Origin of the sequence: Rhodococcus koreensis, assembly GCF_017068375.1 — a bacterium.
Taxonomy (GTDB): Bacteria; Actinomycetota; Actinomycetes; order Mycobacteriales; family Mycobacteriaceae; genus Rhodococcus_F; species Rhodococcus_F koreensis.
Genome location: NZ_CP070609.1, coordinates 6,907,588 through 6,927,522 on the forward strand (window position 1 = coordinate 6,907,588; position 19,935 = coordinate 6,927,522).

At 66.2% G+C, this 19,935-nt stretch carries 15 protein-coding genes; 12 read left to right on the top strand and 3 right to left on the bottom strand.

The window, feature by feature from the left end; all coding sequences use genetic code 11:
- Window positions 1-90: 90 nt before the first annotated feature.
- The gene (locus tag JWS14_RS31360; RefSeq protein WP_072940989.1) at window positions 91-1,434 is read left to right on the top strand and encodes a polysaccharide pyruvyl transferase family protein; all 1,344 of its coding nucleotides are present in this window, start codon (window positions 91-93) and stop codon (window positions 1,432-1,434) included.
- A 57-nt stretch (window positions 1,435-1,491) separates the two neighbouring features.
- Here JWS14_RS31360 and JWS14_RS31365 read toward each other — a convergent pair whose 3' ends face one another.
- On the bottom strand, window positions 1,492-2,193 hold the full coding sequence (locus tag JWS14_RS31365; protein ID WP_095861427.1) for a GNAT family N-acetyltransferase: 702 nt from the start codon (window positions 2,191-2,193) through the stop codon (window positions 1,492-1,494).
- Between the two features lie 236 nt (window positions 2,194-2,429).
- Between JWS14_RS31365 and JWS14_RS31370 the strand changes: the two genes are divergently transcribed.
- The 5 genes from JWS14_RS31370 to JWS14_RS31390 are packed head-to-tail and all read left to right on the top strand — an operon-like array spanning window position 2,430 to window position 9,983.
- Window positions 2,430-3,908, top strand: a complete 1,479-nt coding sequence (locus tag JWS14_RS31370) for a P-loop NTPase family protein (protein ID WP_095861183.1) — start codon at window positions 2,430-2,432, stop codon at window positions 3,906-3,908.
- 9 nt (window positions 3,909-3,917) lie between these two features.
- Complete coding sequence (locus JWS14_RS31375; RefSeq protein ID WP_143548879.1) at window positions 3,918-5,441, top strand: O-antigen ligase family protein; 1,524 nt, start codon at window positions 3,918-3,920, stop codon at window positions 5,439-5,441.
- Complete coding sequence (locus tag JWS14_RS31380) at window positions 5,438-6,502, top strand: glycosyltransferase family 4 protein (protein ID WP_095861181.1); 1,065 nt, start codon at window positions 5,438-5,440, stop codon at window positions 6,500-6,502. The genes JWS14_RS31375 and JWS14_RS31380 overlap by 4 nt, the downstream gene beginning before the upstream one ends.
- Window positions 6,499-8,778 carry a glycosyltransferase gene (locus JWS14_RS31385; protein ID WP_241031524.1) on the top strand — a complete coding sequence of 760 codons (2,280 nt, stop codon included), beginning with the start codon at window positions 6,499-6,501 and terminating at the stop codon, window positions 8,776-8,778. Before JWS14_RS31380 ends, JWS14_RS31385 begins: the two co-directional genes overlap by 4 nt.
- Complete coding sequence (locus tag JWS14_RS31390; protein ID WP_095861180.1) at window positions 8,778-9,983, top strand: glycosyltransferase family 4 protein; 1,206 nt, start codon at window positions 8,778-8,780, stop codon at window positions 9,981-9,983. The genes JWS14_RS31385 and JWS14_RS31390 overlap by 1 nt, the downstream gene beginning before the upstream one ends.
- Before the next feature lie 14 nt (window positions 9,984-9,997).
- Here the strand turns inward: JWS14_RS31390 and JWS14_RS31395 are convergent, their stop codons facing one another.
- Window positions 9,998-11,389: a putative glycoside hydrolase gene (locus tag JWS14_RS31395; protein ID WP_241031525.1), complete on the bottom strand. Its 1,392-nt coding sequence runs from the start codon at window positions 11,387-11,389 to the stop codon at window positions 9,998-10,000.
- A 74-nt stretch (window positions 11,390-11,463) separates the two neighbouring features.
- Here JWS14_RS31395 and JWS14_RS31400 point away from each other — a divergent pair, with 74 nt between their 5' ends.
- The 5 genes from JWS14_RS31400 (at window position 11,464) to JWS14_RS31420 (ending at window position 18,181) form a co-directional block, all read left to right on the top strand.
- Entirely contained in the window at window positions 11,464-13,620 is a 2,157-nt protein-coding gene (locus JWS14_RS31400; protein WP_241031526.1) for a heparinase II/III family protein, read from the top strand.
- A gap of 78 nt (window positions 13,621-13,698) precedes the next feature.
- Window positions 13,699-15,018, top strand: coding sequence for a nucleotide sugar dehydrogenase (locus JWS14_RS31405; protein WP_072940966.1), 1,320 nt, complete (start codon window positions 13,699-13,701; stop codon window positions 15,016-15,018).
- Between the two features lie 2 nt (window positions 15,019-15,020).
- Window positions 15,021-16,049, top strand: coding sequence for a glycosyltransferase family 2 protein (locus JWS14_RS31410; protein WP_095861178.1), 1,029 nt, complete (start codon window positions 15,021-15,023; stop codon window positions 16,047-16,049).
- A 14-nt stretch (window positions 16,050-16,063) separates the two neighbouring features.
- Window positions 16,064-17,632, top strand: coding sequence for an oligosaccharide flippase family protein (locus tag JWS14_RS31415; protein WP_241031527.1), 1,569 nt, complete (start codon window positions 16,064-16,066; stop codon window positions 17,630-17,632).
- The gene (locus tag JWS14_RS31420; RefSeq protein ID WP_241031528.1) at window positions 17,633-18,181 is read left to right on the top strand and encodes a YdcF family protein; all 549 of its coding nucleotides are present in this window, start codon (window positions 17,633-17,635) and stop codon (window positions 18,179-18,181) included.
- Here JWS14_RS31420 and JWS14_RS31425 read toward each other — a convergent pair.
- The gene (locus tag JWS14_RS31425; protein WP_095861424.1) at window positions 18,136-19,305 is read right to left on the bottom strand and encodes a transferase; all 1,170 of its coding nucleotides are present in this window, start codon (window positions 19,303-19,305) and stop codon (window positions 18,136-18,138) included. The genes JWS14_RS31420 and JWS14_RS31425 overlap by 46 nt on opposite strands.
- Before the next feature lie 62 nt (window positions 19,306-19,367).
- Here JWS14_RS31425 and JWS14_RS31430 point away from each other — a divergent pair, with 62 nt between their 5' ends.
- Window positions 19,368-19,934 carry a dTDP-4-dehydrorhamnose 3,5-epimerase family protein gene (locus tag JWS14_RS31430; RefSeq protein WP_095861423.1) on the top strand — a complete coding sequence of 189 codons (567 nt, stop codon included), beginning with the start codon at window positions 19,368-19,370 and terminating at the stop codon, window positions 19,932-19,934.
- The last annotated feature ends 1 nt before the right edge of the window (window position 19,935 follow it).

Here is a 19,935-nt window from a genome sequence, read left to right on the forward strand (position 1 = left end):
GCTGCATCTGACGAGACTGTTGTCGGCCCAGCGCTGCTGCGCGAGACTGGAGCCGTACTGGATATCTCTCCGGACCGTTCAAGGACAGTAATGGCGAACTATGAGGCCGACTCGACGGGCATCGACAGTTCGACTGTGCGTGTATTGATCGAGAACGGGGAGTACTGGCTTACCAATCGAGGTGACCTCGCCATCCTCGACGTCACCGTCCGGCGCCTGAGTGAGCGATGGCCGGGTGCGCGGCTCGGCGTTCTGACCTACGCACCGTCGTTGCTGCGCGCGTTCGCTCCCGCCGCCGAGCCGGTGACCTATCGACGTGGGAGCAGATGGTCACGATCCGGACCGTGGTGGCAGGTGCCAGCGTACGCCGGGCCCCGGTTGGTCGGCCCGGTCTCGGCGGGCTGGTGGGCTGTCTCTGATCGTCCACGGCACTACGCGCGCAAGGTCCGGGACTCCCTTCGCACACCGACCGCCGTGCCGGACGAAACCGGGCGAATTCCGCGCATTCCGATGGCCGTCCGCGATGCCTCACTGGTGCTCGCGATGGGCGGCGGCTACATGACCGACGTGGATCCCTACCAGGCTCACCGCACCCTCGATCTGCTCGAGCGTGCGGCTGACCTGCACATACCGACCGCGATGTGCGGACAGGGCATCGGACCGCTCACAGGAGAACACATACTCGCTCATGCCATGCGTGTCTTGCCGAAGGTCGACCTCATCGCGGTCCGAGAGCAAGAGCGAGGTCCCGCTCTCCTGCGGTCGCTCGGCGTGCCTTCCGAGCGGGTCGTGGTTACCGGGGACGACGCGGTGGAGTTGGCCTACGGCATGCAATCCGACACGATCGGGACCGACATCGGGGTTTGCCTTCGCGTGGCCGGATACTCCCCGGTCACGGACAGGGCGCAGGATGTCGTCGGCCGTGTGTTGAGGGGGTTCGCCGGCACGGTCGACGCTGGTCTCGTCCCGCTGATCGTCTCCGAATACGAGGCCGAAGATCGTCACTCGACGATGCCGTTGGTCGACGGGTTCCCGATCGTGAGACCCACGGTGGGGCGCTTCGCCAGTGCCCGGGACCTGGTGTCCGAGGTGGCGCGATGTCGTGTACTCGTCACCGGCGCATACCACGTTGCGGTTTTCGCTCTCGCCCAGGGAATTCCGGTTGTGGGCCTGTCGACTTCGCGCTATTACGACGACAAACTCGGTGGCCTGAGCGGGATGTTCCCCGGCGGTGTCGAGTTGGTTCAGCTCGCTGAGGACGGGCTCGACGAACGGCTCACGCGTGCGATTCACCGCATGTGGAGGGAGGCCCCGGGTCTGCGATCCGACCTGCGTGCGCAGGCACGCGCGCAGGTGTCTGCGAGCAAGCAGGCGTTCGAGCGAGTGTTCGCGCTCGTAGAGTCGGAACAGTCGCGCCGGGCTACGGAACGATAACGCGCCGTTCGTGTTTCGGGCGAATCGCGCGCCGCGAATGCGGTGGTCAGGGGGCCGTCAATGTTGGATGGTGTCGGGATGTGGGTCCCCCGTCTTCGGGGCGAGCGCCCACATTTCCGGCGTGATCGCCCACAGGTCGTGATCTCGACGGCGGCCGCCGACGTCGAGGAAGCTGGCCATTGTGCCCTCGCGTCTCAGGCCCATGCGCTCAGCACGCTTCGCAGCCGCAGCATTGTCCACACAGATGGGCGCGGTGACTCGGCGTAGTCCCAACGTACTGATCGCGTATTCCGCGAGTAGCACGCCCACACCTGCGCACACGCCCTTGCCCGTCACCCGGGCGTCGAGCCAGATGCCTAACTCTGCGGTCTTGGTGCGCACGTCGATACGCTCGAGATTGCATTGCCCCGCAAAGCGCCCGTCGATCTCGACCACCAGCGGCAGCGCTAATCCGGCACGGGCGGCTTTTCGTGACTGGAGGCATTCGTCCACCCAGATCGCCTCGGTGTGGCGCTCCGGCCAGCTCAGGGCAGAACTGACCCAGTACGGTTCGATCAGACGCTGATCTCGCAGCCGAATTTCCCGCCAGGCGGCTGCGTCGGACAGCCGAGGGGAACGGAGCGCCACCTCTTGTCCGGCGACGACTACCGGGCCGAGGCGTAAGGCCGGGGCCCGGCGTGCAAGATGAATCCGGCGGAGCGGCCGGAGGTGGAACCTGGCGGCCGCGACGACTGCAACTCTTGTTTTCGGAAGATCCAACGATCTCACCTCTGGCGAATGATGATACTCGGCCGCGTGTGCTAGTCGTCAAATATGAAAAATCCGCCAAAACCATACCGCAGGTACTCTTCTATGGAGTAAATTAATCTTGAGGTCGGGAAGATCGCTTAGTCGACATTTCGGGTCGGCGCCGTGGGTTGAACGATGGCGTGCCGAGCCGCCCGACATCTCAGCGGGGGCGCGCAATTCTCCGCAACCTGATGGTGGAGGGGCAGATGACCAGCACATTGAACGTCCAGCTCGAGCGCATTTGGCGCCGTCGCGTGTTGGTCGTCTTCGTTGCTGCACTGGCGGTTCTCGGAGCGGTCGTGGCGGCGAAGGAAGCCGGGACCAGCTATACGGGCAGGGCGGCGCTGATCGTCTCCTCGCCGGGCCGGGCCCCCGAGCAGGACGCAATCCTCGTGGTGGGGTATGTCGACTACTTCAACAACGGGCCCTACCAGGAGCGGATCCGGGCTCGCGCGGACGTTCCCGACGATGTGACCTTCGCCGCCAGCACGGCTGCTGCGAGTCCGATCCTCTACATCGACGCCACCGCGAACGATCCCAAGGTCGCGGCGTCCTCGGCAGCCGCAATGGCCGGGGCTTTCCGCGACGATGTCAACACCGTCAGGTTCGCAGGCAGAGCCGGCACCCTCGAAGAGCTCAGGCAACAGCTCGAGGAGCAACGTTCGTCCCCCGAAGCAGACCCCGTCGCAATGGCGCAGCTCCAGGACCGAATCACTGCGATCGAGTTGGACACGACGAACGAGCTGCAGGATCAGCAGCTCGCTGCGGGCGTCGCAGAGGAGAGCCCGTCTCTGGTACGGAACGCGGTACTCGGGCTGTTCGGCGGCCTGATACTCGGGTGCGTTGCCGCTCTCGCGCTGGATGCGGTGTCGAAACGCCTCACGACCGCCGACGACGTGCGTGCGAAGGTCGGCGTGGATACTCTGGTCGAGGTTCCGCGTGGTGGGAAACCTCGGGCGGAACAGCGTCGCGAGGCGCAATTCCGACGTTTGGCAAACATCGTCGGCTTAGCCGATCTTCCCCGCCCGGCAACGGTTGTGGTGACCGCGCCGCGGCGTACGGAGGGCGTTGCCCAGGTTGCGCGGGCAATTGCCGAGCACAGGGCGATCCAGGGCGAACGATCCTTGATTCTGCGGGCGGATCTGCACGGTTCCGAGAGCGCCACGAATACCGATGAAGTTCCGGGCGTTGCGGATTTCCTCGCTGAGGCCACCCCACCTGCGATCGCCGGGTTCATCCAGGAGGCGGTACCCGGCGAGATGCCGGAGATGCCGAGTGGAACGGGAAACGGTGATCCCTACGCGCTGTTCACCCGTGAGCGGTTCGGCAACCTGCTCCAACACGCCCACAGTATCGCCGACATGGTTGTCGTCGAGGCTCCGCCGATCACTGAAGCAGCTGAAGCGCAGGTGATCTGCGCGGCAGCAGACGCGGTAGTGCTGGTGGTCGAAAGGCGCCGCACGCGGGTCCCCGAAACGGTGGAGGCATGTCGGCTGCTCGGGCAGGTGGAGTCGAGATTGCTTGGTGCCGTCATCATCGATCCTCGATGCGCACGACGCAGTGCGCCGATCCCGCCATCGGCCGAGTCGGACGAGTCGGCCGAGCCGGCGGACTCGGACGAGTTGGAAACGGTCGACCTCGTGAAGGTCCGCGAGTCCGCTCCGGATCGAACCGCGCGTCCGTGACCTGATGACATGAGACGGACACCGAGCCTCGCCGACCCCGCCAGTGTCTCGTCCACGGGTGGATGGACCTCCCGATGGATGGTGGGCGCGGTGTTCCCCGTGGCTGTGCTCGTCGTGCTTGCAGCCGCCGCGAAGGTGCCGACTCAATTCGGTGTGCTCCTCTTGCTCGGCGCCGTCGGCAGTGTTCTCGTCTTCGCCGGGCTTCGCGATCCGGTGGTCGCTGTGCTCCTGCTGTTGGTCACCACGTTTCTCCGGGTCGCCCTACCCAGCATTCTGCCCGTGGATCCCTTCGTCCTGGCGTACCTCGGCGTTGTGGGCGCGTGGGCAATCTGGATTGCCCGGGGAATCAACCGCGCTCCGCGTCTGGGCGCCATCGAGTGTGCAATGGTTCTCTACGTCACCTGGAACGTGATGTCGATGTTCTCCTCGCACCAGTACGGCTCCGTAATCCCTCTGTCCGGCGCAGAACTCTCCGTACCGCGATTCGTACTTACCGGCACCATCATTCCGTTCACGGTGTTTCTCGTGGGGCGGTACACATTCGACCGGGCGTCTGCAGTCCGGCTACTTCTGTGGACGATCCTGTCGCTCGGCGCTTACTCGGCAGCGATGTGCATTCTGCAGTTTCATGGTCCGACCGCACTCGTCTGGCCACGCTACATAGTCGAGTCTCCGAGCTGGGAGGGGCGAGCCGTCGGCATCTTCGACCAGCCTGTGGTCAACGGCGTGGTGTTGACCCTCGGTTTCATCGTGGCGCTCCTTCTTGCCGCAACGCGCAGTGAACCCCGGTGGAGCAGGATTCTGGCCATCGCTATCGCGGTAGCGTGCGCATACGGCGTCTATCTCACCCACACGCGAGTCGTCTGGCTGGCATTCACTGTGGTGGTTTTGATTGGTGCGACGTTTGCCAAGGGATTTCGGACCGGGTTCGTCATGACCGGTGCGGTCATGACGGCCGCCGTGGCCATCAAGTGGTCGACCTTCACCAGCAGCGATCGGTCCGCGGGTGGCGTCGGATCACCCGACGAACTGCAGGATCGGCTCAACACTGCGGAGACGGCGATCTGGGCAGTCCAGGAAAAACCGTTGGCGGGGTGGGGGATCGGGCGCTTCACCGCGATGAACACGTACCATCACCAGAGGTGGGCGCCGGATGTGCCATGGATTCGCGGCTTCGGAATCGCGTCCCATTTCAATGAGCTAGGAATCGCGGCGGAACTGGGGCTGATCGGGTTGGTTCTGTGGCTCGCGGTGCTTCTTCTCCTCGCCAGTGGTCTCTTCCACGCATTCCGGGTGCTGCCGGCCGACGGCCTGTGCGGGAGGCGTCTCGCGCTGGTGGCGATGATGGCCTTCGTTGTGCTGGTGATCGCGGGCCTCACGGTAGATCTACGGTTCTTCGACTTTCCGAACGCGGTCGTGATGCTGCTCGTCGGAATCGTAATCGGCTGGGCAGAGCGGGCTCCCGCGGACCAGATGACACCGGATCCGCCTCGACGCGCGACTGACTCGGTCCCAGCACAGGAACCAACATGAAGCGGCAGCGGGCCCTGTGGGCATCTACCAGCACGTCCACCCGGGGCGGCGTGGCAAGCTTCGTCCGAACGATGCAAGGCACTCCGCTGTGGGAGTTGTGGAACGTTCGCCATGTCAGCACTCACCGGAACGGGACGGTCGCGACGAAAATCGTGGTGTTCGCGACAGGGCTGGGTGCGTTCGTGGCTGCTCTGGTTCGCGACCGGCCGGATGTGGTACATCTTCATACCTCCGTCGCCGGCAGCTTCATCCGGAAGGTGATCCTCGCCTGGATATGTCGAATCTTCCGGGTGCCGATCGTGATGCACGTGCACGGTTCCGATTTCCATCAGTTCTACAGCCGATCGCCGCGCCCATTTCAGGCGATCGTCCGCGCCACCCTCACCGGTGCGGACGTGGTGGTGGCGCTCGGCGACTGCTGGGTGGAGCGCCTCGAGCGGATTGCGCCACAGGCACGGATCGTCTCTGTTCCCAACGCGGTCCGGCCTTGCCGTCCGGTACGGCAGCCGTCCGGAAGTGAACAGGTGCACGTGCTGTTCCTCGGCTGCATCGGCGATCGCAAGGGGACTTTCACGTTGCTCGACGCGTGGGCGAAGATGGTCGGCGACGGAGGCGAGCGTGCGCGACTGACGATCGCCGGTGACGGCGAAGTGCAGCGCGCGCGGGACAGGGTCGACGAGCTGTCGGTGGGATCCACCGTCACGGTGCTCGGATGGATCGATCCGGCTCGGGTGCCCGAATTGTTGGCGAGCTCCCACGTACTGGCCCTGCCCTCGCGCAACGAGGGCCAGCCGATGGCGATACTCGAGGCGATGGCCCACGGTCTGTGTGTTGTCGCCAGCGCCGTGGGGGGCATCCCCGAACTGATCGACGACCGTTGTGGGGTGCTGGTTCCGGTCGACGACGTGGACGCACTCGCGCAAGCCTTGCGTCACGTGGTCTACGACGACGATGCCCGCACCCGCATCGGAGCGCAGGCGTTGGAGCGCATCCGGGCCGAATTCGACGTCGACGTCGTGTGGCGCCGTTTCGATGCCCTTTACCAGGAGGTGCGGCGGTGACGGCCGATCGCCCACTGCGGGTGTTGCATGTGGTGCCGGACCTCCGCGTCGGGGGAGCGGAGCGGCACGCTGCAACGCTGTTTCCCCGACTGGACCGAGAACGGTTCGAGCCCAGCGTCATCTGCATCGGAAGCGAGGGCGAACTGTATCCGGCCCTGGCGGCCGGTGCTGTTCCCGCCCTGGCGTTGGGACGAACGAAGTTGCAGGCGGTCGGTGCCCTTTGGGACCTCGTGCGTGAGACGCGCAGGATTTCCCCGGACATCATGATCGTGCGCGGCTTCAACGCCGAGACTCTCGGCCGTGTCGCGGCTGTCCTGGCCCGAGTTCCACGGACGGTCGTATGGGTTCACAACTGCGGTGAGACCACCACGAGGAGTGTCCTTCGGCGGTTCGCCGACCGCGCACTCGGCCCGGTCACGAGCGCGTATTTCGGTGTGGCGAAGGCGCAAGTTTCCTATCTGGTCGGCGATCTGCACATCCCGCCGGGCAAGATCCGAATAATCCACAACGGGGTGGATCCCGCAGCGTTCGATCCGAGTGGAGATCGGGCGGCGATCGCGGAGTTCGGGATCGGGCCGCTCGACCGAGTGGTGGGGATACTTGCCGCGCTGCGGCCCGAGAAGGACCACGCCACGCTGCTGCACGCGGCACGGCTGGTCATCGACGAGCTGCCGGCCGCGAAGTTCCTGGTGGTCGGAGACGGGCCGATGAGAGGCGAGCTGGAACAGCTGGCCAGTGAGCTGGGCATCGCCGACCATGTGGTCTTCACCGGGTCTCGTCACGACGTGAAAGATTTGCTCGGAGGGATGGACGTCTTCGTCCTGAGCTCGTACAGCGTGGAATGTTTTCCGATGGCGCTGCTCGAGGCAATGGCCGCGGGTCGGCCGGCGGTCTGTACCGCGGTGGGCGGCGTCCCGGAGATGATCACGGAGGGGGTGACCGGATTTCTCGTGCCCCCGCGTTCGCCGCGTGCGCTCGCCGAGAAGCTGCTCCGAGTGCTGTCGGAGCCGAAGAAATCCCGGGAAATGGGCCTCGCGGCGCGGACGCGAGTCGAGTCCGAGTTCAGCCTGCGCGCAAGCGTCGCCGAGAGCGAACTCGCGCTCGAGGAGGTGGCGGGGCGACTCCCACCTCGTTCGACGAGGCCGATCCGGCTCAGTCTGGTGTTGGACTTGACGTTCGTCGGGGGTGTCGAACTCCTGATGCTGGAACTGTTCCGGAACTTCGATCCACGGGTCGTACGACCACGTCTGATCTGTCTGCGCGAGGCCGGGCCCCTCGGCGAGGAGTTCCGGAGGGCAGGATTCGAGGTCGAAGTGCTGGGGCGTACGGGGCGCTACGACGTGCGAACCCTGCCACGGTTGATCCGCAGCCTGCGACGCGATCGCACGGACGTGGTGCTGGTCACTCATCATCATCGAGCGGCACTGGCGCTGGGGCGAATTGCGGCAAGGCTGGCGGGAGCGCGTGCCAACATCGTCGCCGCTCACGACATGGACCTGACGTCGGTCGGCAAGCGCTGCCTGCCGCGCTCCACGGTGGAAACGTTGTGGCTGTCCGACGCGCTCGTCCTGCTCGCCCCTCGGCAAGGCGAGTACCTGCGCCGAGAGGAGGGTGTTGGGCGCTTCGCCTGGCGACGCACCCGCGAGGTGGTGATTCCGAACGGGATCGTGCTGCCTCCGCTGCCGCGAAACACCGACTCCGAGCTTGCCAGGGCCGCATTCGGTCTCGACCCGCGGGACTTCATCGTCGGTATCGTCGGTCGCCTCAGCGATCAGAAGGCGCACCAGATGCTCTTCGAAGCGATTTCTTCCGTGGCGGAGTCTGATGTGCGGGTGCGGCTGGTCGTGATCGGCGGCGGCGAACGTGAGGCCGAGTTACGCACTCTTGCGGATGAACTCGGGATTGCCGGCCGCACACGCTTCATGGGCGTTCGACGGGACGTGCGACAACTCCTGCCGGGGCTCGACGTGTCCTGTCTGTCGTCGGTGCACGAGGGAGTGCCGATCATCGCGATCGAGTCCATGGCCGCGGGCGTGCCGCTCGTGGTCACCGACTGCGGTTGCCTGCGAGACATGGTCACCGATGGTGAACAGGGCTACGTGGTGCCGGTCGGAGATGCGCATGCGATGGCGCAGCGGCTCCTCGCCCTGGCCGCGGACCCGGGGCTGCGCACTCGGCAGGGGTTGTCGGGGCGTGCACGGGTGGAACAGCAGTTCCGGATCGAAGACACGGCGCGAGGATTCGAGCGTCTGCTCACCGAAGTGGTGGAGGTGTGATGAGTCGGCACATTCTGATTCTGGTAGAGAACCTTTCGGTACCGTTCGACCGCCGGGTGTGGCAGGAGAGCACTGCGTTGGTGGAGGCCGGCTATCGCGTCACAGTGATCTGCCCGATGGGGACCACCCAGGACAGGGAGCCGGACGTCACGATCGACGGGGTCCGCATTCTCCGCTACCCCCTGCGTGCCGCGGAGGGTGGGCCGTTGGGCTATCTGCGGGAGTACGGGCTGGCGTTGTGGCACACCACGCGGCTCGCTCTTCGGGTGCGCCGACAAGATCGGGTCGATGCCGTCCACGCCTGCAATCCGCCCGACCTGCTGTTCCTCGTCGCTGCGCTGCTTCGCCCGGTCGGCGCCAAGTTCGTGTTCGACCACCACGATCTCGTGCCCGAACTCTTCCTGTCCCGGTTTCCCCGAGGCGGCCAGGTCCTCTACTGGGCGACCAGACTCCTGGAACGGCTCACACTGGCCGCCGCCGACGCTGTCATCTCGACGAACGAGAGCTATCGGCGGGTTGCACTCGAGCGCGGTCATCTGGCGCCGGAGCGGGTTACCGTCGTCCGGAGTGCGCCCGATCTGAGTCGATTCGTCCGCCGAGACCCCGATCCGAGCCTGAGGCGCGGCAAGCGGTATCTCGCGGCATACCTGGGGGTGATGGGTCCGCAGGACGGCGTCGACTATGCGTTACGCGCCCTCGCTCACCTGCGGGACGGCCTCGGCCGGGACGACCTCCACTGCATATTCATGGGCGCGGGGGACGCCTTCGAAGACATGGTCGCCCTCAGCGAGAAGCTCGGGCTCACGGACACGGTCGAATTCACCGGCCGGGTCCCCGACGAGTTCGTGCAGCGGTGTCTGTCGACCGCCGACGTCTGTCTTGCGCCTGACCCACGAAACCCGTTGAACGATGTGTCGACGATGAACAAGGTCGTCGAGTACATGGCGATGGGGCGGCCACTCGTCTCGTTCGAACTCGTCGAGTCGCGAGTATCGGCGGGGGAGTCCGCTGTCTACGCCCCGGCCAATGACGAATCGGCCTTCGCGGCTGGGATCGACGAGCTGTTACGGGACTCCCGGAAACGTCACAGGATGGGCGAACTGGGCCGGGCTCGGGTGGAGCAGCAGCTGTCGTGGGAGACGTCGCGCCGGGCACTCATCGACTTCTACGCGCGGCTCTTCGCGGTCGAGCGGGTGATGCGATGAGAGACCGGATGCGGTTACGGGTTCTCGCGCAAGAGCACGAGACCGTCGCTCGGCTGGAGGGTCACCGACGTGACGGTGGCCCCGTTGTTGGTGCTCGGATCCAGGCTGCCGTGAAGTCGCCGAAAGGGTGTCTCGAGCTGCACTTCCCGGGCTTTGCCATCGGTGTTCAGCAGGACGATGCCGTGCTCGAAGTCGCGACGGAAGAGGCCGTGGCCCAGCGACCCGACCCCGTCCGCATACGGATCGTTCAGGGCGGCCGGCGACGGGTTGGCCACCAGGGGGTGCCCGAGGTACCCCGAGCCGAGTCCGCCACCGTCCATCTCGTCGAAGTAGGCCGGCTCGTCGTAGTCGGCGCCCATCGGGGCCCAGAATCCGTCCTGGAGCAACGTCGCCGCCAGGAAGTACCGGGCACGCTGGAAGTCCGGTGCCGAATGCGGTGCGGGACCGAGCCTGTCGATCGTCATCGCCAGGCCGGGCATGCGATGGTCCCCCTCGGCAGTCAGACTGGCATACTGCTCGATGTCGAACATAGGATTCCGGTCGGCGCGGGGGTCTGCGAATTTCTCCCACGCCCGGCCGTCCAGTTGTTGCGCCAGCAGCGTCCGGTCTCCGTTCGCGATCAGGATGGCGTCCGGAATTCGTTGCCGGATGATCTGTTCGGCCAGGTTCACGCCACGCTCCCAGGGGTTTCCGAACCCGTAGATCGCGTCGTCCGGTTCGTCGGTGCCATCGGAATCGATGTCCCAGTGATCTCGGTTCGCACTGTAGATCCGGTCGCCCCAGACGTCGAGGAAGATACCGTCCCACACCCCCGCAGACCAGACGTCGTCGACCACCCAGTTCGCGGCGTACTCGGCAAAGACCTGGCCGTTGATCCGTGGCGCCTGGTCGGTGAGGTTGGTCATCGTCGACTCCGGCCACTCGCTGACCGGCGCACCGTCCATGGTGTGCGCCAGCCAGGAATCCGGGAACGCACTTTCGCCGTTCTGGTCGTACTGCCACAACGCGTATCGGTTGGCCCAGTACGCCTCCGAGCCGAGTTGATCGGGATGGTCGACCACATTCACGTAGGCGAACAACCGGAGGCGCGGGTTCGCGTGACGGAGTTCGTCGAAGTACTCGCGCGGCTTCCGGTTCGCCCATTCGTTGTCGATGACTACCACGTCATATCGGGCGAGCTCGTCGACGGACGGAAGTTCCTGCTGATTGAGGAAGTACGTTGCCGTCCTGGGGAACGTGAGGGAGTGCGGATCGCCGGGCGCGGGCGCCGGCGCCGGCGCTGGCGCTGGCGCCTGAGGTTCTTCCACGGGCGTAGAGCACGCGGCGATCAGTCCGACGGCTGCAATGGCCGCCGTCAGGGCGAACCGGAAGCGGCCGAACCGCCGGAAGGCGAGAATGCCGGGCACCGAGTCAGCTTGACACGCCCGACGGCACCTTGTCACCTGCCGCACGAGGTTCTCGTATTCGCAAGGAGGACGCCGTGAGTCAACTCCTCTGGCGCGTACGCCGATTGCGGACGATGGGACCGCGCGAGGTGGCGTGGCGTGCGAGTCGGGCCGGTCGGAGCCTGCTTCCGCTCAGCGGGCGCGGCGAGACGACCGACTCCGAGTTGCTGGGGACGCCGGAACCGGACTGGGACGCCGCATTGGCGAGATTCCGGGAATGCGTCGGCCGGCCGGCACTTCTGGACCGCGACCGGGCCGCCGATATCGCCCGTGCACATCCGGCCGCGGTCGGGCAGGTGATCGCGGCCGCCGAGCGTGTGGCCTGCGGGCGATTTTCGTACTTCGGTCACCCCGAAGTGACGCTGCCGGAGCCGATCGACTGGCACTACGACCCGCTTTCGAAAGTGGGCTGGCCCGTCGTGCCCGCATCCCGAATCAACCACCGCACGGCGGACGGTGATCCGAAGTGGATCTGGGAGCTCAATCGACTCCAGCATCTGCCCTGGCTCGCCGAGGCGTGGTTGTTCACCGGTGAGGAGCGATTCAGTGACGCGGCGTTTCGTCAACTCGACTCGTGGATCGAACAGAATCCATCGGGCCTCGGCATCGGATGGCGTGGTGCATTCGAGGCGGGCGTGCGCTCGATCTCGATCGCGGTGGCACTACAGGGGCTGCGGGATTCGCCCGGGTTGACGACCACGAGGTTCCGGGCTGTCGTCCGTCTGCTCGCCGAGTCTGCCCGTCGCTGCTGGGACGAGCGTTCGCAGTTCAGCTCGGCCAACAACCACCTCGTCGGGGAAATGGCCGGCGTCGCCACAGTGGCGATTCTTCTGCCGGAGCTGGCCGGCGCCGAGTCCTGGGAGGAGGACGCGATCCGTGTGCTGTCCGCCGAGGCAGCCCGGCAGATCTTGCCCGACGGCGCAGGCGCCGAGCAGTCGGTGGGATACCAGATCTTCACGTCGGAACTGCTGCTCACCGTGGCCGCGTTGCTGACGCTTCGTGACGGTCGACCACCGCCGGAGTTGACCGCCGCCGTCGACCGGAGCGCGGACTTCATCGCAGCACTCGTCGGTGATCGTGACCCGGCGCCACGCTACGGAGACGACGACGAGGGTTTCGCGCTCCGGCTCGGCGCCGAGCCGGTGCGCACGGTCCGAGATCATCTCGGCACGGTCGCCGCGGTGACCCGCAACGCGTCGGCACGCCGGGTGGGCGGCACGACGCTGTCGGCGGCCTGGATGAACTACGCTCGCACAGAACCTGTTTCCGGATCGGAGGCCGTCCCAGAACCCGGTCCTCGCAGCTTCTTCGCTCCGGACGGCGGCCTGGTGGTGCTGCGCGCCGGATCGCGGCGGCTGACTATGGACGTCGGCCCGCTGGGATACCTCTCGCTCGCCGCACACGGGCACGCCGACGCCCTCGCAGTGACGTTGAGCATCGACGGTGAGGACGTCATCGGCGATCCCGGCACCGGCAGCTACTACAGGCACCCGGACTGGCGCGCTGCTCATCGGGGCACTCGCGCTCACGCGACCGTGTGTGTCGACGGCCTGGACCAATCGGTTGTCGGCGGGCCGTTTCTGTGGACGGAGCATGCCCGCGTACGGGTGCGGTCGGTCGACCTCGAGCGCAGCGTCGTCGATGCCGAACACAGCGGCTACGGGAGACTCTCGAAGCCGGTGGTGCATCGGAGGTGGCTCATCGCGCCGCCGGATCGGGGCAGCGTCCTCGTCGTCGATCTCATCGCAGGCCGAGGCCGCCACGAGGTGCGCACGTCGTGGCCGCTGTCGCCGTCGCTGGAGGTCACACCGGTCGACGGGGGTCACCTCGCCAGCCGAAATGGGGAGCCGATTCTCCAGTTGGTCCACGCCGCCAGCACTGAGCTGATTCCGTACGAGGTACGGGGCGACGCCCGGCACGGCCTCGGTTGGTGGTCGTGTCGGCTGGAATCGAGAGAGCCGTCATGGTTGGTCGGCGGATGCTGTGCCGGCGAAGTGCCGGTAGCGGTCGCTACCGTGCTCAACCCGATGGACGAGCGCGGCGCGTGGGCCGAAGACCTCACCCTTGCTGTTCGCGATGGGTCCCTCGCCGTGAGATGGCGAGATGGGGATGCGTTAAATCGAGTAACAATCAACTGCGCGATCGGAACCACAGCTAAAAACGGGGACGTAGTATGGAATACGCTGCACTAGCAAACCTTGAGATCCCTACTGGTTTTGGCGGTTGAGATGAGCGCGACCGAATTGTATGTACGTCCATCGGAGCGTCGGATGGCCCTGAGCGTCTTCGGGCTGGGGTATGTCGGATGTGTTTCCGCGGCATGCCTGGCATCCCGGGGTTTCCCCGTGGTCGGGGTCGACGTCAATTCCTCGAAGATCGAATTTCTGCGCCGAGGCCAGACCCCGGTCTTCGAAGAGCGGATCGGCCAGCTGATCGCCGAGGTCGTGGAATCAGGCTTGCTCACCGTCAGTGACGACCCCGCCCGCGCTGTCCTCGACAGCGACGTCACGATGGTCTGTGTCGGCACCCCGTCCGCGCCGGGGGGAGGACTGGCCACCCGCTATCTCGAACGTGCGACCGACGAGATTGGCGCCGCCCTGGCCACCAAGGACAGTTTCCACGTCGTCGTCTACCGCAGCACCATGGTTCCGGGTACCTGCGAGGAGATACTCATCCCGCGACTGGAACGCGCATCGGGCAAGCGGGTGGGAGTCGACTTCGGCGTCTGCGTCAACCCCGAGTTCCTGCGCGAAGGCAGCAGTGTGCGCGACTTCCTCAATCCGCCCAAGACGGTGGTCGGGGAAAGCGACGAACGCAGCGGGAGGCAGGTCATGGGTCTGTACGACGGGCTCGGTGGACCGCGGTTCCGCGTTCCGATCCCGGTCGCCGAGATGGTCAAGTACGTCGACAACAGTTTCCACGCCCTGAAAGTGGGGTTCGGCAACGAAATCGGAGCCATCTGCGCGTCTCTGGGACTCGACTCACACGCCGTGATGGACATCTTCCTCGCCGACACGAAACTGAATCTCAGTGCCGCCTATCTGCGTCCGGGATTCGCGTTCGGCGGATCGTGTCTGCCGAAGGACGTGCGCGCGCTGATGCATACCGCGCGAGTCCATGACGTCGAAGTGCCGGTGCTGGCGAACGTGCTGGTGTCGAACGAGATGCACCTGCGGCGGGCAGTGGACCAGGTGATCGCATTGGGTAAGCGCAGGATCGGCATCTTCGGTCTGTCGTTCAAACCCGGCACGGACGATCTGCGGGAGAGCCCGATGGTCGAGCTGGCCGAAAGGCTCATCGGCAAGGGCTACGACGTCAAGATCTGCGATGCGAATGTCGCACTGTCCAGGCTGTTGGGTGCGAACCGCGAATTCATCGAGGAACTGCTGCCGCACATCGGTCAGGTTCTCACCGATGATGTCGATGCAGTTCTCGACCACGCGGAGGTGCTCATCGCCGGGTCCAGGGAGCCCTCGGTGGTGGCGGCGGTCAACCGGGCGGGCGCGCAGCACACGGTGGTCGACCTCGTCAGACTCCCGGGCGCCGAGGAGCGGCGCCGGCGCGAAGGTTACGTGGGTTTGGGGTGGTAACGGTGAGCGTGTCGCGACCCCTTCCTGCATTCAGCTTTCTGACCACCGCGTACCGGACCGAGCCGTACCTGGTGCAGACGATCGAGTCGGTGCGCGGCCAGACCCGTACCGACTGGGAGTTGATCGTCGTCGACAACGGACGCTCCGACGAGATCGCGGCGATAGTCCGGTCCTACGCATCCGACAGCCGAATCAGACTGGTGAGACAAGAGAATCGTGGATACGAGGGGGGCGTGACGGCTGCGGCCGCGCTGGCGCGCGGACAGTACTTCTGCGTGCTCGACAGCGACGATCTGCTGATGCCGGACTTCTGTGCGCGCACCGGGACGGTGCTCGCCGCCGACCGGGGCATCGACGCGGTGGGCTGTGACGCCTTCCTGTTCGACGACCACGGTGGCACACACAAGGGATACCTACGCTCTATCGGCTTCCGGACACGACCGCACCCTGGGCACCCTCTCACGCTGACCGACATGCTCGCGGGGTACATCCCCTACTACACGGGCGCGGTTCGGCGCGAGGCGTGGAGTGCTGTATGCGGGTACGAGCACGCGACACAGGAAGTCGAGGCGGACGTGGTCATGTGGCTGCGGCTCGTCGCCTCCGGATTCGACGTGCGAATACTCCCCGAGCGCCTCGCGCGCTGCCGGGTCCGGAAGGACTCGGTATCGCGCGACCCCGCCGGAGTCGAGGCGTTCGATCGGCGCATTCAACGGTCGTTCCAGACGGTGGTGCATTCCACGAGCCGGGCCGAGGACCTGGACGCGCTACGGACGAACCTGCAGCGGTTGCGGTATCACCAGGCGATGCGGCAGGCTCGACGGTCTCTCCTGGAAGGAGACCTGGTCGCGGCGCGTGTCGAGGCGAAAGCGGCGTTCGCGCAGCGGCACACGCTCCGCGCAGCCCTGGTGGCCTGCTCGTTGTTCCTCTTCCCTCAGACGATGCGCAGGCTGCATCCGCTCAAGCAACGGGCGACCGCTGCTCTCGGACACACGATCGGTCGGCGTAGCGAATCCGTGAGTCGGCTGTGAACGATGGCGGCGCAGTGGGTTCGTCGACACCCGGGCGCGCCCCCGAGCGCGATGACGCGGGATCTGTACCGGCGCCCGAGACCGTCCCGGTCGGCACTCTGAGCGGAAAGCTGCGCCGCGGAGCGGCGATGGCAGCGGCCGGTCTGCTGATCGTGCAGGGTGTGACGTTCGTGCAGACGTTGGTGCTGGCGCGATTGCTGAGTCCCGAGATCGTCGGCGTGTTCGCGGCGGGCACGGTGATGACCACCTTTCTGGTGGTCGTCACCCACGGTACGTTGGCCCAGGCACTCGTTCAGCGCGAGCACGACGTCGAAAATGCGGCCACAACGGTGTTCTGGGTGACGCTGGGCACCGGGATCCTCATGAGCCTGGTCATGTTGGCGGCATCTCCATTGATCGGACGCATATTCAACAGCCCGGCGGTCGGGACCGTGGCCGCTGCCATGTCGGGGTCGATGTTGTTGATCGCGATCACGTCCGTCCCGGATGCCCTGATGCAGCGCCGTTTCCAGTTCAAGCGCCGGATCATCGTGGATCCCGCCGTCGGGATCACCTTTGCAGCGGGTTCGATTGTCTTCGCCGCCCTGGGGTACGGAGTCTGGTCCCTGGTGATCGGCTCGTATTCGTCGATGCTCGTGTGGATCGTCGCGAGTTGGTGGCTGTCCCGATGGCATCCGTTCGGTGGGCGGTTCTCGATTCGGCTCTGGCGTGAGATGGCGGTCTTCTCCTTTCCGCTGTTGCTGGACGGCGCGGCCGCCAGGGCTCAGGAGGTCGTCGAGTTGACGATCATCGGTCGCGGGCTGAGCGAGGCTGCGCTCGGCAACTACCGCTACGGCCGCAGGATCGCGTTGCTCCCCGGCATGGCGATCGTCCAGGTCTGCTCGTACGTGCTGTTTCCCGCCTTCGCTCGTATCTCCGCCGACTCTCAGCGGTTCAAGGACGCCTTCCTGCGTGCTCTGAGCTGGATCTGGCGGGTGGCGATGCCGGCCGGGGCACTGATGGTCGCCGTCGGTGAGCCCGCCGTCGTGGTGCTGCTCGGCGAGCCCTGGCGCGGTGCCGGAGTGGCGGTGGCATCGATGTCGGGCTTCGGACTCGGCGTGGCGATGAACTCGGTGAGCGCGGAGGCGATGAAGGGCGCCGGCCGATCCAGCCGTATGAATTGGATGACCGCAGCGGGCTTGCTGACCGGGGTCCCGTTGCTGCTGCTGTTGCTACCTCTCGGGCTCGCCGGGGTCGGTCTCGCGGTTTCGGGGGCGGCGATCGTCGTGGGGATCACCGGGCTCGGACTCGCACGCTCGGTGGTCGGGGCATCGGGCGGTGAGATAGCCCGGGTGATGGCCCCACCGGTGATCGCCTCGCTTGCGGCGTTCGCGGTGATCGCGCCGCTCGAACGGTACGTGGTGCAGTCGGACCAGCGGTCGATCGCAGTCGGACTCGCGGCGATCGCCCTGGAGTGTGTCGCGTTCCTGATCGCCTACCTGCTGACCCTTCGGCTGGTCGCACCGTCCGTCTTCGCGGAGATACGGGAGGCCGTCCGCTCGGTCGGTGGCCGCGTCGCACGAGCCGTGAGAGGGGAACGCTAGGTGCGCCGGACGGCTCGATGGTTGCGCTGGATGTTCATCTGCGTGGTTGCGGCCGTTCTCACCGCGACGGCAGCGTGTGTGCCGACATATGTCGAACCCCAACTCGACGAGCTGCACCGAGCCGATGCGATCCTCGTCCTCGGCGGCCCCGGACACGAGCGGTATACGTACGGACTCGACCTCGCGCTCGAGGGGCTCGCCGGGAATGTGGTGCTGTCCGATCCGAGCGGTGGATCCGACAAGTGGCTCGCTCGACTTTGCGCGGCGCAGTTCGCGTTTGCCCTTGTGTGCTTCGATCCCGACCCCGCGACCACCGCCGGGGAAGCGAAGGCGTTCCGCGATCTCGCGACCGCCGGCGGGTGGAACAGCGTCATCGTGGTCACGTTCACACCACACGTGTCACGGGCTCGGTACATCATTCAACGCTGCTTCGGTGGGGACGTCATGATGGCGGCCAGCCCGGCGGACATCTCGACCGCCGATTGGGTGTGGCAGAGCGGCTATCAGACGGCAGGGTACGTGCGGAGCGTGTTCCAGCCAGGCTGCTGACCTCCATGAGCAAGTGCGTGATCGGCGTCCGGCCGGTCCCCGTCGGCAATGTCCACCACCCATTTGCCGGTCAACCCCGGAAGCTGCGACTGCACCTCCGGGAGCAGGTCGGCGATTGTCAGCAGCACCACGTCGGGGTCGTCCGCGAGCAGCTGCGCAGGGGAGATGATCGGGACGTCGGTGCCGGGCATCCGGCGGCCCTGTTTCGTGGGGGACGCGTCGGCTACCGCGCACAACACGCGATGGTCGACTCCCGCCCGGCTGAACAAGGCCACCGCCCGGGACGCCGCGCCGTATGCGTAGACCCGTTGTCCGCGACCGGCCATCGTGGCGAGCCAGGTATGCAGCGCACCGGCGTGACCGTCCGCAGCCTGCTGGAGGGTCCGGAGTGTTCGCGGCTCGCACACCCCCAGGGCGTTTTCAGCCGCAAGGATGTTGCGGACGGTGTGCGATGTGTCCGAGCGGACTCCGTGCCGCGCGGCAATCAGGACGGTGCCGCCGTAGAGGTCGAACTCCCACGCGTGCGACACGCTCATCCCCACGTCCGTGAGCATCCGCTGCAGCGCGGTCAACGAGTAGTACGCATAGTGACCGTGCCGCAGCGCGTTCCACTGGCGGTGTGTGACTATCGTAGCGAGAGAGTGGAATTGGAGCAGAAGGACACCGTCACTTGCCGTCGCGTTCACTCGTTCCCGCAGTGCCGACCGCTGGCAGGCCTCGTGCATTAGGCCGAAGCAGTCGAGGACGACCGAGGCACGTCTCCCCGGGGGCGGCGGGCAGAATCCGCGCGACGCGAGCAGTCCGAGCCAGCTACCGCCGTGCGGGCTGCCGAACTCGAGTACGGTGTCACCGTCGAGGAAACCCGACACCGCGACCGTCCGAACGGCGTCGGCAGCCTGCTTCCGCAACGCCAGCGGCTCGACGCCGTGCGGCTCCTCGGGCGTCGTGTCGTCCTCCGCGAGTTGCGCGAGGCCGCACCGTCGGCACAACTCCATTGCCAGCGGATGCGCCGACTCGCACGAGTCGATCGCCGACCACTCCGGCGGGAAATGGTCCGCAGCAGGCGTGCACCCGAGGTCGAGCACCCGCACCGTGTCGGATCCGGCACATCCGCGGCAGATCATCGTGGCCACCCTGACTTCCGGAAATGCCGGATCCGCCCACGACGATGCGGCACGATGGTGACGTGCGCGTGGAAAACACGGAACTCGAGGACGTCCTGCTCTTCACTCCCGAGCCGTTTCGGGACGGGCGGGGACTCTTCACGCGGACGTTCGATGCGCAGATCTTCGACGACGCCGTCGCGCGCCGGGCGTGCTCGGGCCGGCCGGTCCGTGCCGCGGACTTCGTGCAGGACTCGCAGTCGCGATCGGTGCGCGGCGTGATCCGCGGTATGCACTGCAGATCGGGAGATGGCGAGGCCAAGCTCGTGCGTTGCGCGCGGGGAGCGATATACGACGTGCTCGTGGACGTGCGGCGAACGTCGACGACCTTCGGCCGGAAGCAGGCGTTCAGACTCGATGACGTCAGCTTCTCGCATCTGTTCGTGCCACCGGGATTCCTTCACGGTTTTCAGGCAATCACCGACTGCGACGTCTGTTACCGGATCGACCGCGGCCACGATCCGACCGAAGATCTCGCCGTGGCCTACGACGATCCCAGCCTGGGGATCGAGTGGCCGCTCCCGGTGTCCGCTGTGAGCCCACGCGATGCCTCGGCGGGAAGCTGGGAGGCTCTGCTGCGGTGTCTCTGAC

Excerpts from the sequence above, each read along its gene's own strand:
- JWS14_RS31375 (WP_143548879.1), top strand. The coding sequence starts at position 3,918 with ATGAGACGGACACCGAGCCTCGCCGACCCCGCCAGTGTCTCGTCCACG.
- JWS14_RS31390 (WP_095861180.1), top strand. The coding sequence starts at position 8,778 with ATGAGTCGGCACATTCTGATTCTGGTAGAGAACCTTTCGGTACCGTTC.
- JWS14_RS31405 (WP_072940966.1), top strand. The coding sequence starts at position 13,699 with ATGGCCCTGAGCGTCTTCGGGCTGGGGTATGTCGGATGTGTTTCCGCG.
- JWS14_RS31425 (WP_095861424.1), bottom strand. The coding sequence starts at position 19,305 with ATGATCTGCCGCGGATGTGCCGGATCCGACACGGTGCGGGTGCTCGAC.
- JWS14_RS31370 (WP_095861183.1), top strand. The coding sequence starts at position 2,430 with ATGACCAGCACATTGAACGTCCAGCTCGAGCGCATTTGGCGCCGTCGC.
- JWS14_RS31380 (WP_095861181.1), top strand. The coding sequence starts at position 5,438 with ATGAAGCGGCAGCGGGCCCTGTGGGCATCTACCAGCACGTCCACCCGG.
- JWS14_RS31360 (WP_072940989.1), top strand. The coding sequence starts at position 91 with ATGGCGAACTATGAGGCCGACTCGACGGGCATCGACAGTTCGACTGTG.